The following is a 15220-nucleotide window of genomic DNA, read 5'->3' as shown; positions in this document are numbered from 1 at the left end:
CGTGGCTGCCGTCGGCGGCGACCAGCGTCGAGCGGTAGTCCTCGGCAGATGCATGAACTGAGGGATGCACCGGTTCCCCCGGTCCTGATAGCATCATCACTCCCTGTCGGCGGGTGCCTTCGATACGCATGCCCAACTGGCAGTCTCTTCACAGGCTTCTTCACCCCTTGGAGCGCTCAGCCTTGACGCCGCCCGATCACCCCCACGACACTGACGTCCCCCTTGCCGTCCAGAGCGCCATGAAAACCTGGTCCGATCAGCTCTACGACTTGGGCGGTCACAACAACCTGCTCAAGGCCCGCGAGCTCGCGGCCGGGACGCTGAGCCTCGACGCCGCCGAGGCCGCCGCGAGGAATCGCCTGCTGGCGGGGAAGTCCGTCACGCTCGCTTCCCTGTTCCCCGACGAGGAGGAGTTCCGGCGAGCGTCGAAGCGCGCCAAGACCGTCTTCAAGAAGGTCAAGGAGTTCCAGGAGGAGCGCGGCATCGACGTCGGCTATCTCGCGGTCGGAACCGTCGCGTGGCCCGTCTCGAAAGGCACGCCCCCGAACGCGCCGCTGCTGCTGCGCGAGCTGGACTTCGTCGATCCGCCCACGCGGAACGGCGACTGCAAGCTGCGGCTGGCCGAGTTCAGTGCCATCAACCCCGCATTGCTGCGGGCACTCAACGCCGAGCACGGGCTGGCGCTGGACGACGAGGCGTTCGCAGATCTCCTCGACAGCGGCGGCGAAGCGCCGTTCGAGCGGGTCGCCGACCGGCTCCAGACCCTGTGCGGCAGTGCGGTGGCACTGGAGATCGGGCCGCGCCTTCTGGTGGGCACCTTCAGCTTCGCGAAGCTGCCGATGGTGCGGGACATCGAGAGCGCGGGCGAGCTCCTCGCGGAGAACACCATGGTCCGCGCCATCTGCGGCGACGCCGACGCGCAGCGCGCGGTCCGCGGCGAAGTCACCGAACCGAGGCTGTACCAGGTGCCGCGTCCGTCCGATGAGTTCCTCGTGTTCGACTCGGATTCTTCGCAGTCCCGCGCGATCGACGCGATCGTGGACGGCACGAACCTGGTCGTCGACGGGCCTCCCGGCACCGGCAAGAGCCAGACCATCGCGAACCTCATCGCCACGCTCACTGCGCGAGGGCGAAAGGTGCTGTTCGTCGCCGAGAAGCGCGCCGCGATCGACGCGGTCCTCTCCCGCATCGGCCGGGTCGGCCTTTCGGGACTGGTCATGGACATCCACGGAGGCGCCGGCAACCGGCGTGCCGTGGCCGCCGAACTCGCCTCGGCGCTCGCGAGCGCGAAGCAGACGCCGGCGGTGAACGCCGAGCGGCTCCATCGAGGCCTCGCCGATGACCGCGCCGCCCTCGACGCGCACGCCGCCGCGATGCACCGCCGCCGCTCGCCTTGGGACGTGAGCCTGTTCGAGGTGCAGGCCCGGCTCATCGAGCTCGCGGACAGTGAGACCGCGAACCGGTTCGGCAACGACGCGCTGGACATCCTTGCCGGGGATCGCCTCGACCGAACTCGCGGCGCACTGCGCCGGTATGCGGATCTGGGCGGGCTCGACCAAGCCGGGCAAGGCAAGTGGCTCGGGGCGGCCGTCTACACGAGCGATGAGCTGGGCCGAGCCCTCGACCTCGTCCATTCACTGCACACCGAGCTGCTGCCCCGCGCGAGCGAGGCGATGGACAAGGTCCGGTATCAGGCCGACTTCCGCGGCCCGGTGGACCTGGAGGACTGGGCGAGGGCGCTCAAGCTCTTCGCCGAGGCGAAACGAAGCCTTGAAACCCTGCGTCCAGAGGCGTACCAAGCCGATGCGCGGCGGCTCGCCGCCGCTTGCGCGACCCGCCGGTGGCGCAAGAAGCACGAGGTCGACCTGTCTGCCGGTGAGCGTCGAGCGCTGGTGAAGCAGTCCAAGTCGCTCACCCGGGAGAAGCTGTCGAACGGCGAACGCCATGCCGCGTTCGTCGAAGCCGCTGCGCTGCAAGCTGATTGGCACGCATGGCAGAACGAGCCCTCACCGCTGGAGCTCCCCGAGGGGCTCGCCGAAGCGGCGGACGCGTTCGCCGCGCTCAAGCAGGCCGTCGACGAACTCGACCGCTTCATCACGTCGATGTCGCTGACGCGGTCGCGGATCGATCTGCTGCGGGAAGCGGTCGCGGCACTGTCCGCGGACACTGAGACGCCGTACCGGCTCGTCGAATTGCACGGCCTCCGCCGCGAACTGGAGGCCGCGGGCTGCGCTGGACTGCTCGGCGACCTCGCCGACCAGGGCATGGACAGCGGGCAGGTGCTCCGCGTCTTCGACTACGCCTGGCATGCGAGCCTGCTCGACCGCGTCAGGCGCACGGATTCGGTGTTCGGCGCCTTCAGCGGCACGGCGATGGACTCGACCGTCGAGGACTTCCGCGAGCACGACGTCGAACACATCCGCTCGAACGCGAAGCGCGTGCAACGGCGCCACGCCGAACGCCTCTACCGGGCCATGTCGGCGAAGGGCATGGCCGCTCAGGAGACCCTCATCAAGGGCCAGGCCACTCGCAAGCGCGGGCACAAGCCGGTGCGCGAGCTGCTGGCCGAGGCCGGGGAGCTGCTCCTCGAACTCAAGCCGGTGTGGGCGATGTCCCCATTGGTGGTCAGCCAACTGCTGCCGCAGCGGCGCATGTTCGACGTGGTGATCTTCGACGAGGCGAGCCAGATTCCCACCGCCGACGCCATACCGTCGATCATGCGGGCCGAGCAGACCGTGGTCGCCGGGGACCCCCGCCAGCTTCCGCCCACGAACTTCTTCAGCCAGATGGAGCGCGACGAGAGCGAATCCGACGACGCGCTGTCGATGGCGTCCGGGTACGAATCCATTCTCGACGCCCTGCAGCCCCTGCTTCCCCGCTGCTCGCTGACCTGGCACTACCGCAGCCGCAACGAGCGGCTCATCGCCTTCTCGAACACGTGGATCTACGACCGGTCGCTGACGACCTTCCCGGGGGCCACCGAATCGGAGGCGATCACCCACGTGCTCGCCGACGGCCCCGCCGTGCCCGGCGACGACCAGTCGTCCACCGCGGAAGTGCGGCGGGTCGTCGCGTTGGTCGCCGCCCACGCCGCCGCCAGGCCGCAGGAGTCGCTGGGCGTGATCACCATGGGCATCAAGCACGCCGACCGGATCGAGGCCGCGCTCAACAGCGCCCGCTACCAGGACCCCGTGCTCGACGGCTTCCTCGGCAAGGACGGCGACGAACCGTTCTTCGTCAAGAACCTGGAACGCGTGCAGGGCGACGAGCGGGACGCGATCATCCTCTCGATCGGGTACTGCAAGGGCGCGAACGGCCGCATGAGCCACAGTTTCGGCCCCATCAACCGCGACGGCGGCGAACGCCGCCTCAACGTGGCGGTCACTCGGGCGAAGCAGCGCATGACGGTCGTGAGCGCCTTCAGCCACCGTGACCTTGACCCGAACAAGCTCACCAAGGCAGGGCCGCAGCAGCTCAGGGCGTACCTGGAATTCGCCGAATCGGGCGGCGTCATGCCCGGTTCGGTGCTCGACGACCACCCGGAGCTGAACCCCTTCGAGCTCGACGTCCGGAACCGCCTCGAAGCGGCCGGAATCCCGCTGGTGGCCCAGTACGGCGCCGCCGGATTCCGGATCGACTTCGCCGCGGCGCATCCGGATCGACCGGGCGAGATGGTGCTCGCGATCGAAGCCGACGGAGCGACGTACCACTCCAGCGTCTCGGCCAGGGACCGCGACCGGCTGCGGCAGCAGCAACTCGAGAACCTCGGCTGGACCTTCCACCGCATCTGGTCGACCGACTGGTTCCGCGACCCGGAGCGGCAGGTGCAGCGCGCGCGGGAGGCCTACAACCGCGCGGTGCGCCGAGCCGACGAGCGGCGCGACGCCGCAGGCGAGCTCAATCCGGAAGCATCGGTCCCGGAAGCGCCGACGGCCCCGGCCCCCGCCGAAGAGGCCCCGTCCAAGAGCCTGCCACGACCGGTCATCGTCCCCGGCGCCCCCATCACCGACTACAGCGCGGGCGAACTTGTGAAGATCGTCCGCTGGATCCTCAGCGACACCCTGCTCCGCACCGACGAGGAACTGCTCCGCGAGACCGCGAAAGCGATGGGCTACCGGAAGGTGGGATCGAGAATCCGCACCGCACTGGAGGCCGCGATACGGAGAGCTCGCCGCTGAGGTCGGCGGTTGCCGATGAGTGAGAGTTTCGATACCTTCGGTGAATGTAGCAACCCCTCCGCGTCCGTCAGCTCGCTCATGCCTTGCAGCAGAAGGTGGTCGGCCTTCTCGATCTCTCAGACCCGCACGTGCTCGGAGCTCGATCGGACGAGCCGAAGGTGTTGACCCGGGCGCTCGCGGCGGTGACGATCTGGGACCAGGTCGGGTGCTCGCTCGAAGAGGCGGCGGCTTCGGTGGTCGACGGCGGCAACGACGACGGCATCGACGCCATCCACCTGCAGACGCTGCGACCGGCTCGCACTCGCAGCGCTGTACGCGCTCGAATCCAATGCGATGCCGTCTGTGCCTTGCATACCCGCGTCCCTCCTGTTCGTCGGCATGGGCCTGCCCTGCATCGGTGTCGAGGATCTCCTGGTAGACGGCCTCGGCTCCGCGGAGCAGATGGCAGTCTCACCGACAGCCGCCGGGCGGGCACTCCAGCTCGTCGGCATCCAGGGATGCAGGAGGTACAACCGTTCGACCGCGGGCTGCTACTGCGCCAGGGACGTCGTTCGCCACGAGGGCGAGGAGCATCTGAGGAGGCTGTTGGAGTACGGAGCCGCCGACTGGTCCGCCCTGGGCAACTCGGTCTCGCGCCCTGAGCGCATGTCGCCGCTCAGAGGGCTCCGGCACTCTCGCCGTGGAAGGGCTGTCCCTTGACGGCGCTCGGGCCCACTCCGGACTCGAGAGTGGCCGACGGCTCGCATTCCCTCATGATGCGTCGGCGGACTACGCCCGGCACCGACGTCGGCCGTAAACTGCGAGCCGATGACGGATTTCACGCTTGACGACCTCGCCGAGCTGGCCGGGGAGAAGTCCTACCGGCGCGGCCTCGGCTACATCGACGCGGTGCGGCGCCTCTCGGCCGACGACGCCGAGATCCATGCGCAGGTGATCGGGACCGGCCGCTACCGCGTCCGGCTCTGGATCGACGGCGAGGGCGTCACCGGCTCGTGCGACTGCCCGTGGGGCGAAGAGGGCAACTTCTGCAAGCACTGCGTCGCGGTCGGCGTGGTCTACCTCTACGAACGCGAGCACGGCGAAGAGATCGCCGCACCGGTCGACCTCCGGTCGCATCTGGAGTCGCTCGACCATGCGGCGCTGGTCGATCTGCTGCTGGAAGCGGCCGAGCGCGACGAGCGCCTGTTCGAGCGGCTCGACCTCGGCGCCGGGTTCTCCCGCGCCAGAGGCGGATCGGTCGACAAGCTGACGGCGGCCGTCGACGACGCGCTGGTCCTGAACGCCAACTACTATCTCGACTTCGACGACCACCAGGTGTACGCCGACACCGTCGCCGGTTTCGCCTCGCAGGCCCTGGCACTGGTCGCCGACGGCCGAGCCGCGGACGCGGTCGCACTGTCGGCCCATGCCATCGACCGGGTCCGGCAGAACTGGGAGCGGGCCGAGCACGAGTACCAGGTCGGCGAGGCCGCCGCCGAGCTGGCCGCGGCCCACCGCGACGCCTGCACCGCGGCAAGGCCCGACCCGATCGCACTCGCCGAGTGGCTCATCGCCCACCAGCTCGACGACAACACCGTCCCCGAGCTGCTCATCGGCGACTACGCGCCCGTGCTCGGCGAGGCCGGGCTCCGGCGCTACGGTGCGCTGTTGGACGCCCGGAAGGGCGACTCCTGGACCTACCGGTTCCTCAAGACCGAGTACGCCCGCGCGAGCGGCGACGACGAGCAATTGCTCGTCGCGCTGGCCGAGGGAGGCGACGGCTGGCAGGTGATCGAGCAACTCGACCGCATGGACCGGCGCGGCGAGGCCGTCGAACGGGCCGAGGCCTCGCTCATGCCAGGTCGCATCGACCAGCGAGTGGTCGACTTCCTCGATGAGCACCACCGCATCGAAGACGACCGGGCGGCCCTCATCGCGCTCCACCGCAAGCGGTTCGAATGCGACCCCGGCCGCCACTCCTACGAGGCGCTCGCGGCCCTCGACGAGCCGGGACTGCTCGCCTGGGCCGTCGACAGCGTCCGCGGCGACCTCGAAGGCGGCACACGCCACTGGGGGCTGGCCGATCTGATGGCCTGGATGCTGCTCGACCAGGACCGCGTCGCCGAGGCGTGGGCGGCCGCGAACCGGTACCGCGCGCTGCCCGAGGTCCGCATCGAAGTCGCGAAGCACCATCGCCACACGGACCCCGAGGCGTGCGGCGAGCTCTTCATGACGCGGGCGGACGCCCTGATCGAGCAGCGGAACAAGCACTCCTATGAGGACGCCGCCGCGTTGGTCGCGCTCGCCGCCGAGTGCCTGGACGAATCCGGTGGCCCGGGTACCGGCGAGACCTATGTGGCCGAACTGCGCGCGGCGCACCGCCGCAAGCGCAACCTGATGGCCGCCCTGGACGCCCACGGCCTGCGCTGATGTCAGAGCCGCGGCCTGGACGTTTCGCACTGCGGCTCTTGACACCACTGTCGGAACATGTTGTGATCGAACGGCGACTTCGCGTCGTCATCTGGTGAGGTGCAAGGTCTCTTCGGCGTATGGGAGCTGCCCATGGTCCGTCCCACCGTCCACACCGGCCCCCGAGCGGCCGCGCGCCTCAACGAGTTCGGCCTGCGGTTCGAAGACTTCGAGGCCTCCTTCAAGTACGGACTCGACGAGGCCGCCACCTGCACCGACAAGGACGTGAGCTTCTGCAAGGGGACGCTGCTGTACTCCCGGATCGGGCGCAGGCTCCAAGAAATCCTCGAACCGGCCGACTGGCAGGACTCCAGGCCGCACAACCAGAAGAGCGTGCTGCATTTCGGGTTCGGCATCCGGGTCCTCCACTTGACCGGCAACGGAGAGACCGGCAACGCCGATCCTCGCGCGGTCGTGGCGCCCGCTCGCCCGGGAGGCCAGGCGCGGCGTGACCTCATCGCGAAGAACACCGAACCGACCGTGCTGGGAAAGTTCGACCCCTCCACCTGGTTCCTGCTGTACAAGCTCGGCTCGGCCACGCTGCGCTCGGAGTTGTCCTACACCGAGACTCCTCCCGACGACGAGGACGAATACCACTGGATCGAGCGGATCGTCCTGCCGGAGGTCGAGCTCCCTCCCGGTCTCCGTGCGGGCGACGAGGACCTGGTGATGCCGCCGAACTGAGGCCGATCGCCGAAGCGGCGCGGCGTCGCCTTCACAGATCGGCGAGGAGGTCGCCGAGGACCGCCTCCTCGTATACGGCGACGGCCTCTCGGCGCATCGACCGGCACAGGTCCTCGTCCCAGGGAGTTTCGGGGACCGCTTTCGGGTCGATCGCCGGGCCCGGCCCGAGCGCGGCGAGGTAGTCGGCCTCACCCATGCGCCAAGGCCGCGCCCCGAAGCTGTCGATCACGTCGGCGGCGATGCCGACGCCTGCGGGGTCGAAGTCGCCGTGGTAGCGCAGTTCGGCGCCGGTCTCGGCCAGTGACCGCAGCAGTGTCCGGGCGGCGACGTGCAGACGCCCCGAGACGCACACCAGCGGTGGCACCGCGGCCCCGAAGCGGTCGAGCGCGGCCTGCATGATCGCCGGGTTCTCCACGATGGAGACCGTGCTCCCGGTGGGGGCGAAGGCGTCCGGGCCTCGCTTGAGGTGGGCGAGGGTGATCGGGACGGCCTCGCCGCATTCGCGAGCCGCTCGCAGGACCCTGGCGAGGAACGTGTCGCCTTCGGGGGCGAGTCCTGCCACGAGCACCGTCGATGACAGGTCGTCGCGGACCACTCCTGCGGTCTCCCAGACGCGGCGCCTCGCTTCGGCGTCGGCCGGTTCGGGCAGGCCCGCTTCGTGCGCGAGCGCGCGGAGCACGAGGTTCGGCAGGCGGCCCTCGTCGAGGGCGTGCGGGTTGCCGAGGCACCGCTGCGCCAGGACCGGCAGCGGCAGTCGATCGGCGGGGAGTGCTTCGAGGACGGTCATGGTGTCTTGGAGCAGGTGCTTCGCCGTGGCCGCTGCGACCGGTTCGGACCGGAGCCCGCGCGCCCACGTGCGGAGCGCGGGGCGTTCGGTCAGGAGCGGGTGCGCTTCGAGCCGGTCCCAGAGGGCGCGTCGTTCATCGGCCGCCCGCTGCTGCGCGAGCCGGGCGTTGCCGACCGGGCCCACCAGTTCGGTGAGGACCGCTTCGAGGTCGAGCGGTTCGAGCGCTTCGCGCAAGCGGGGCAGCGGTATCCGGGTGTCGGCGGACGGCAGCCGGTCGGAGCCGAGCAGTTCGGCCAGGGCGTGGCGCTGGTCGTCGGTGAGGCCCCGCAGACTGATCGAGGATACGGCGGAGCCTCGGGAGAGCCGCCGGTGCGCCTCGGTCCACAAGGGTTTGAGCTCGGGTGAGCGGAGGTAGGCGGGGATCATGTCTGCGGCTCCTGGACGTCCTCTTGGACGCGGGCGGTGCCGTCCCAGACGTAGCGGACGGTGGTGACGGTGTCGTCCCCGGCGGCCGGGGTGAGGACCTGGTGGATGGCGATGCCGTCGAGTTCGGCGTAGTCGCCCCACTCGTGCTCGCTGGTGAGCACCGCGTCGAGTCCGAGGGAGCGGACCAGTTCGAAGACCTGCCCTCGGTTGGCGCGGTCGACGCCCACGAGGACCTCGTCGAGCAGCAGCAGCCGCGGCGAGGTCGGCGAGGTCTCGTAGTGGGAGGCGAGCGCGGCGAACAGCGGCAGGTGGAGGGAGACGGCCTTCTCCCCGCCGGAGAGGTTCGAGTGCTGCCTCCTGGTGAGCTGCCGCCACCCTTCGCCCTTGTCGAACTCGACCTGGAACTCGTGCCAGGCGGTGTAGTCGAAGACGTCCTTGAGCTGCTCGGACCAGGGCCTGGGGTCCTCGGACTCGCGGAGGGCGTCGACGCGCTGGGCGAGGAAGTCCCTGAGCACGTCCCGCTCGTCGCCGCTGAGCTTTTCGGGGCGTTTGAGCAGGAGTTCGCGCGCCGCCTTGGAGCGGGCGTCGAGGTTCTCGTGGGGCCTCCAGCGCAGCCGCACGGACATCCCCGAGGAGGTGCGGACCCGCTGGAGCCTGGTGTTCATGCCCGCGACGAGCTCGTCGGCCTCGCGGATGCGCCTGGCGAGGGAGGCGCGGATCTGCCCGGTGAGGATCTCGCCGAACAACTGCTGTTCCTCATCGGTCAGTTCGGCGCGGGCGCGGTCGTGTTCGAATGCGAGCCGGTCGGCCAAGGTGCGGGGGCCGATCCGCTCGCCGCCGATCTGGGCGACCAGGAGCTCGCCGCCCTCATCGCCCTCGAAGGCGAGTTCGGCGTAGTCGGCCAGATGGCCGCGGTGCTCGTGGTATTTGTCGCGCAGGGTGTTGCGGGCCCTGGCGACGGCCCGGTCGCCGCTGCGGGTCTTCTCCAGGATCGCCGCGACGCGGCGGGCGGCTTCGAGGGTGGCCTTGACGTTCTCGCCGCGCTCGTACCGGTAGTCGATGCGGGCGTCGGAGAGGACCTGGCCGCCGAGCAGTTCGCGGAGCGCCGTGAAGGCCCGGTCCCGCGTGGTCGTCGCCGCTTCGAGTTCGCCCCGGGCGGTTGCGGATTCGCGTTCAAGCCCGGCTTCGCGGGCCGCCAGCCGACGCAGGTCCTCCTCGGCTTCGTTCTGCTGCCGCTCAAGCTGTTCGAGGCGTTCGTCGCAGGCGTCGCGTTCGGCTCGCAGCTCTCGCAGATCGGCGCCCACGGTCTGGTCGAGCGTCTCGACGACGGCGCGCTGCTCCTCTACGCGGGCCTCGGCCTCGGCCTGGGCTTCGCGTTCCTCTGCGGCGGTCTCCCGGGCCTCCTCGGCGCGGACGGCGAGGTCTCCGGCGGTCGTCTCGGCGCGTTCGTGGTCGAGGCGGGCCTGGCTCCACTGGTTCACCGCGGTGTCGAAGTCGTCGAGCAGGCGCGATCGCCGGTCGAGTTCGACGGTCGTCCGGGGGAGCCGGTGGGAATCGGCGAGGCGCTCCAGGTCGAGGCGGGCCCGCGTCGCCGCGCCTTCGGCCTCATGGAGTTCGGTCTCGGCGTCGCCGACCTGTTCGGCCAGGATGCCCAACCGCTCCTCGGCCCTGTCGAGGGCCTGGAGCGCGGCCTCGATGCCTTTCCAAAGCGGGAAGGAACCGTGTTCCTCGCGCAGTCGGTCGCGCCTTGCCTTCAGCTCTTCGGCCGCCGCCGCCGCTTCGGCCGCGGCCCGCTCGCATTCGGTGACGCGCTCGCGGGCCTCGGCGATGAGCCGTTCGCGGTGACGCCTGCGGGAGGAGGCGCCGATGAACTCGGCCGCGGGTTTGGACCAGCGTCCGGCGAGCCCGGCCAGGCGCCAAGTGCCGTCGGCGCCGACGGCGGCGGACCCGGGTGCGGCCGAGGCCGTGGGGGCGAAGCCGATGCGGTCCAGCAGCGCGGCCACGGTCGCCTCCGGTACGGGCCCTTCCGGTTCGGGTCGCAGGACGGCCGCGAGCGGCCGGTCCACCGGATCAGCGTGCGCGCTGAGGACGGTGTCCTCGGCGTCGAGTTCGACCGCGCCGTCCGGCATCACCCAGGCGTCGAGCAGCCCCGATGCCTCCAGGGCCGCTTCGAGTGCCGGGTCCGGCTCGGCGGCGAAGTCGACCAGTTGCCACAGCGGCGCTCCCGGCCGCCCGGTGCGGTCCGCCGTGCGGGTGCGGGGCGGTCGCGGCTCGACCTGCTTGCGGCCTTCCAGTGCCGCGAGGTACTGCGAAGCTTCCCGCAAGGCCGATTCGGCGCGCTTCAGCTCCTCGCCCGCCGCGGCCGAGGCCGCCGACAGGGTTTCGTCGCGGGCGCTGTAGGCGCGCTGGAGCACCGGTGCGGCCGAAGACGGTTCCTCGGCGGCAGCGAGGATCCGTTCGGTCTCGGCTTCGCCGAGCCGCATCTCGGTCGCCTCGGCCGACCACCGCTCGACAGCGGCGGTCCAGTCCTCAGTGGCCCGGTCGAGCGTTTCGCGGGCGCGGGCGACCGCGGCCTCTTGGTCTTCGTAGCGTCCGCGCTGGGCTTCGCGCCGTCGCTCGGCGTCGACTCGACGTCGCTCTGCCGCATCGAGCGTGCGCGCCGCCTCGCCGACCTCCTTGAGGGCCTCGCGCCGGTCGCGGATCGCCGACCGCAGCAGTGCCGTCTCCTCCCCCGGCGCTTCGGCGGCCGCGGTCGAGAACACCGCGAGCAGTCCCGTCGACTCGGCGAGTCCGGCCGCCGTCTCGCGGCGCTCGCGGGCGGTCTCGGCCCGCTCCTGTGCGTTGCGGGCTGCCGTGTCGGCCTCCCCGGCCAGGCGCGCGGCGTTCGATTCGGCCTTGGAGGCGCGCTTGACGGCGTCGGTGAGGAGCTTCTCGTAGTCGCGGAGCTTGCCCTTCTCGCTGTCGAGGCGGCGGCCCTGATCGAAGCGGGGGTCGCCCGCGAGCTGTTCGCGCCCTGCGGCCACGGTGCGGCTCTCTCGCCTGGCGGCCTCCTTGCGTCCCTCTGCTTCGGCCTGGGCCTTCGCGCATTCGTCGACGCCGCGTTGCAGCTCGGCGGCCGTGGATCCGGCGCGGTCGCGGGCCGCCTCGGCGCCGGTCGCGGCGTCGGCGGCCGTGCGCAGCAGGATCCGGGCGAGGCGCCGCTGGCTCGCGTCGAGGTCGGTGGCCGCCTCGCGCTGGGCGGCGAGGCGTTCGAGGCGCGCCCGGTGGCGGTCGAGCCGCTCGAAACCGTCGGCGATGCCTTCGAGCTGCGTCTCGTCCATCGGCGGCAGCGCCTGGGAGAGCATGGTGGAGAGCGTCTTGGGGTCGAGCAGCTCGGACAGCTTGGGCGTGCGCAGTTGCAGCATCGCGCGGATGAGGGCCTCGTAGCGCTGTTCGCTGAGACCGGGGTAGAGGGTCTTGCGGATGCGTTCGCGGTAGTCGTCCCGGTCGAGGACTCCTCCGGTGCCCGCGAGCGCGGTCTTCAGTTCGGCCGTGCGCAGCGGCTGCCTGGCGTCGTTGACCAGGGACAGGTCCACGCCGATCCGGGCGGTGGTGGTGAAGTAGTCCTGATTGACCTTGGTGTTGTGCTTCGAGGCGGACAGGCGCACGCCGCAGGTGAAGGTCTCGCCCGAGTCGCCTCGGGTGAACTCGAGCCACAGGTAGCCGACGCGGGTGGCGCCCGTGGCGCCCTCACCCATGAGGTTCCAGTGCATGTTGCGGTGCGAGCCGGTGCCGAACGTGGACAGGCGGTGTGCTCGGGTGTCGGCGTCGAGCAGGTACGGCAGGAGCAGTTCGAGCGCCTTGGACTTGCCCGAGCCGTTCGGGCCGCGCAGCAGGAGCCTGCCGTTGTGGAAGGCGAAGGTCTCGTCGTAGTAGCGCCAGAGGTTCAGGATTCCGGCCCTGGTGGGGACCCAGCGCGCGGCGCGCGGTTCGGTCACTGGCGCTCACTCCCGGAGGTCTTGGGTTCGGTGATGCGGTAGCGGTCGGCCGCGGGGCGGGCCTCGACGCGGGCCCCGTCGCGCCGGGCGAGGCCGAAGTCGGCCAGGATGGCGAGGGCCTCGTCGACCAGGCGGGCGGCACCGCCGGGGGCGCGGTACTCCTTCGCCCATTTCGGACTGCCGTCCAGGTGGCGGCGGAGTCGCTCCTCGAGCTCGATCGGGGCGGCGGCGCGCACCTCTTGCAGGTGGTGCAGGACCAGCAGGGCGGCCTGCTTGGCGGTGCCTCCCGGGCCGGGGAAGTCGTAGTCGGTGGCGATCCGGTCGGGGTCGATCCACATGATGCCGTCGGTGCGCCATTCGCAGACCATGCCGGCCTGCTTCGCGGCCTGCTCGACCTGGCGGCCGCCGGTGAGCGACCCGAGGTAGGCGAGTTCGTCGTCGTCCAGCTCGTCGAAGTGGACCACGGCGGTGTCGGCCAGGCGGCGCATGATGCGCTGGCGCAGCACGATGTTGTACCTGGTGCGGCCGGACTCGGAGTCGGCGTCCTCGATGTGGTGCTTCGGGTCGGACGCCAGCGATGCGACGTCGCGGCCCTCGGCGCGCGAGGGCGGCTGCGGCGAGGCCAGGAGGCTCATCAGGACGGCCGGGTTCGCCCGCAGCAGCACGGCCTGGTGCTCGTCGGACTGCCAGGTGTGAGCGGAGCCGTCGATGATCTCGACCGCGCCGCCGGATTCGAGGAACAGGACGGCGTCGACCAGTTCGGTGCGGTGCGGGCCGTGACCCGGCCGGTACTCGGGCAGTGCGGGGTCGTCGCCGCAGACGTGGGCGATCGCCTCGGACAGCTCGGTGAGCAGGATGGCCGGGCTGCCGAGCAGCTCGGCCGCGGCCAGGCAGAGCAGGGCGTAGCGGCGCCGGTCGAACGGCGCCCGGGCTCCCCGGGGCCGCTTGAGCGGGTGCCGTGTGTCGGGTTCGACGAGCTTGTACAGCCGGATCGAGGCGGACCTGTGGTCGGACTCGAGTTTCCAGCCGCAGAAGTAGGAGAACCACTTGGCCGCCTCGGACCGGTGCCGGTGGACGGCCTCGTACTCCTCGGGTCTGGCCGCGTGCGTGATGAGCGGGTGCCGCAGCGCGGTGCGGACGGCCCGGCCGACGCCGCGCGCCTCTTCGGCGGCGAGCAGGTTCTTGACGTTAGCCACGGCCGCCTCCCGACGCCTTGATGTGCACTTCGCAGTCGGGTCCGGTCAGAGTGCCTCGGTCGGTGCGCAGGCGGCAGGTGCCGCCGGTCGGCCGCAGTTCGATCACGGTGGCGCCGTCCGATGAGGAGGCCGCGCGGACGCCGCCGGGGCCCGGCTCCGCCTGCCAGGCGGAGGCCAGCAGCTCCAGGAGCCGGTCGAAGCGCTCGGGCGGGAGCTCGGCGAAGTCGGAGAGCAGGACGGTCCCGTCGGTGTGCAGCAGCGTCCACGCCTCGGCCAGCTGCGCGGTCTGCGCACGGGCGGCGGCGCGGGCGCGGGCCTGCTGCTCGGCCACGTTCGGCACCTTCCCGGTGCGGCCTGTGGCGGTCTCGCGGCCCGCGGTGCGCAGCAGCGGGGAGACCGTCACCCGCGCGGCCGCCCACGGGTGGTTCGGGCCGGCGGTCTCGGGATCGTCGAGCGCCAGGTGGGCGTGCCGGGCCGAGCCCAGAGCGAAGGCGGCGTGGGCGAGCCGGTGCGCCTCGGCCTCGGAGTCGACGGCGGTGAACCAGCGCGCCAGCGCCGTGAAGTCGCCCGCGGCCGAGGCCGCGCGCCGACGTTCGCGGTCGAGCCGTTCGAGCGCCCGCAGCAGGGTGCGGATCGCCTCGCGCGCGAGCCGGTCCAGCCGCGAGACGCGCGCTTCCGTACCGCAGAACCACGACCGCAGGCCCGACCAGCGCAGGCGGCGCTGCTCGGTCCACTGCTCGCGGCGTTCGTCGCCGGTGCCCGGCGGCAGGTTCGCGCCGATGAGGGCCCGCTTGTGCAGCACCTCGATGCCGTCGGCCTCGACCCGTTCGACGGCGGCGGCGATCCTGCGGGTCTTCTGCGGCAGGTCGGCGCAGAACTCCTCCAGGTAGGTGACGGTGGCGAGCTTGACCTCGGTGAAGGTCGCGGCGTCGACCTGCGTCGGTCCGATCAGCCGCTGGAGGCTGCCGTTGAAGCCGGTGACGTTGTCAGCCAGGGACTTGAGGTGGCGTTCGAGTTCCTCGACGGTGGTGTGCACGGCGGTGTCGGCACTCGATGGCGAGGAGGCGAGCCGGTGGAGTTCATCGAGCTTGTCGGCGATGGCGTCGAGCACCGAGGTCTGGAGCGCGCCGACGGCGTTGAGCGCCTCCCAGGCCGCTTCGATCCCCGCCAGGGCCGCCTCACCCTTCTGGGTGAGCGAGTAGGTCAGGTGGTTGCGCTCGTAGTCGGCGGCACTGGTGTAGGAGCCGGAGCGGTCCTGTACCGACTCGACCAGGCCCCAAGCGTGCTCGAACTGCTCAAGGCGGGCGTCCAGTTCGGCGTCGCCGATCTCGTCGTGCCAGCCGACCTCCGGGAGGCGGCTGCGGATCGCCTGCCGGCTCAACCCCGCCTCAAGGGCGGCCGCGGCTCGGCCGAAGACCTGCAGCAGCGCGGTGTGCAGCTCACCGTGCGGCTCAGAGACGGTGAGCGCGAACAGGTTCCGCGGCAGCCGCAGACGCAAGGGCACCTCCGAGGATGGGATGTGAG

At 71.1% G+C, this 15220-nt stretch carries 8 protein-coding genes; 4 read left to right on the top strand and 4 right to left on the bottom strand.

Translation table 11 applies throughout. The features are described 5' to 3' along the window. Positions 1–182: 182 nt before the first annotated feature. The 4 genes from H613_RS25415 to H613_RS0108665 all read left to right on the top strand — a co-directional run bounded on the left by H613_RS25415 (position 183) and on the right by H613_RS0108665 (position 7310). Entirely contained in the window at positions 183–4178 is a 3996-nt protein-coding gene (locus H613_RS25415) for a PDDEXK-like endonuclease domain-containing protein (RefSeq protein WP_169731971.1), read from the top strand. Between the two features lie 333 nt (positions 4179–4511). Then, complete coding sequence (locus tag H613_RS0108675; protein ID WP_026923486.1) at positions 4512–4877, top strand: hypothetical protein; 366 nt, start codon at positions 4512–4514, stop codon at positions 4875–4877. A 108-nt stretch (positions 4878–4985) separates the two neighbouring features. After that, a complete protein-coding gene (locus H613_RS0108670) occupies positions 4986–6587 on the top strand; it encodes an SWIM zinc finger family protein (protein ID WP_026923485.1) in 1602 nt (533 codons plus the stop codon). 132 nt (positions 6588–6719) lie between these two features. Next, positions 6720–7310, top strand: a complete 591-nt coding sequence (locus H613_RS0108665) for a hypothetical protein (RefSeq protein WP_156925914.1) — start codon at positions 6720–6722, stop codon at positions 7308–7310. 31 nt (positions 7311–7341) lie between these two features. Here H613_RS0108665 and H613_RS0108660 read toward each other — a convergent pair whose 3' ends face one another. Genes H613_RS0108660 through H613_RS0108645 form a run of 4 tightly spaced genes read right to left on the bottom strand, consistent with a single transcriptional unit; the run spans position 7342 to position 15194 of the window. Continuing rightward, complete coding sequence (locus tag H613_RS0108660; protein ID WP_035737098.1) at positions 7342–8523, bottom strand: TIGR02679 family protein; 1182 nt, start codon at positions 8521–8523, stop codon at positions 7342–7344. Next, a complete protein-coding gene (locus H613_RS25410) occupies positions 8520–12500 on the bottom strand; it encodes a TIGR02680 family protein (RefSeq protein ID WP_051393123.1) in 3981 nt (1326 codons plus the stop codon). The genes H613_RS0108660 and H613_RS25410 overlap by 4 nt, the downstream gene beginning before the upstream one ends. Beyond that, complete coding sequence (locus H613_RS0108650; protein ID WP_026923482.1) at positions 12497–13696, bottom strand: TIGR02678 family protein; 1200 nt, start codon at positions 13694–13696, stop codon at positions 12497–12499. Before H613_RS0108650 ends, H613_RS25410 begins: the two co-directional genes overlap by 4 nt. Further along, on the bottom strand, positions 13689–15194 hold the full coding sequence (locus H613_RS0108645; protein WP_051393122.1) for a TIGR02677 family protein: 1506 nt from the start codon (positions 15192–15194) through the stop codon (positions 13689–13691). Before H613_RS0108645 ends, H613_RS0108650 begins: the two co-directional genes overlap by 8 nt. Positions 15195–15220 lie beyond the last annotated feature (26 nt).

This window comes from Glycomyces arizonensis DSM 44726, assembly GCF_000482705.1.
GTDB classification, from domain to species: domain Bacteria; phylum Actinomycetota; class Actinomycetes; order Mycobacteriales; family Micromonosporaceae; genus Glycomyces; species Glycomyces arizonensis.
The sequence above is the reverse complement of the archived record's forward strand: the minus strand, read 5'-3'. Positions and strand labels throughout refer to the sequence as shown.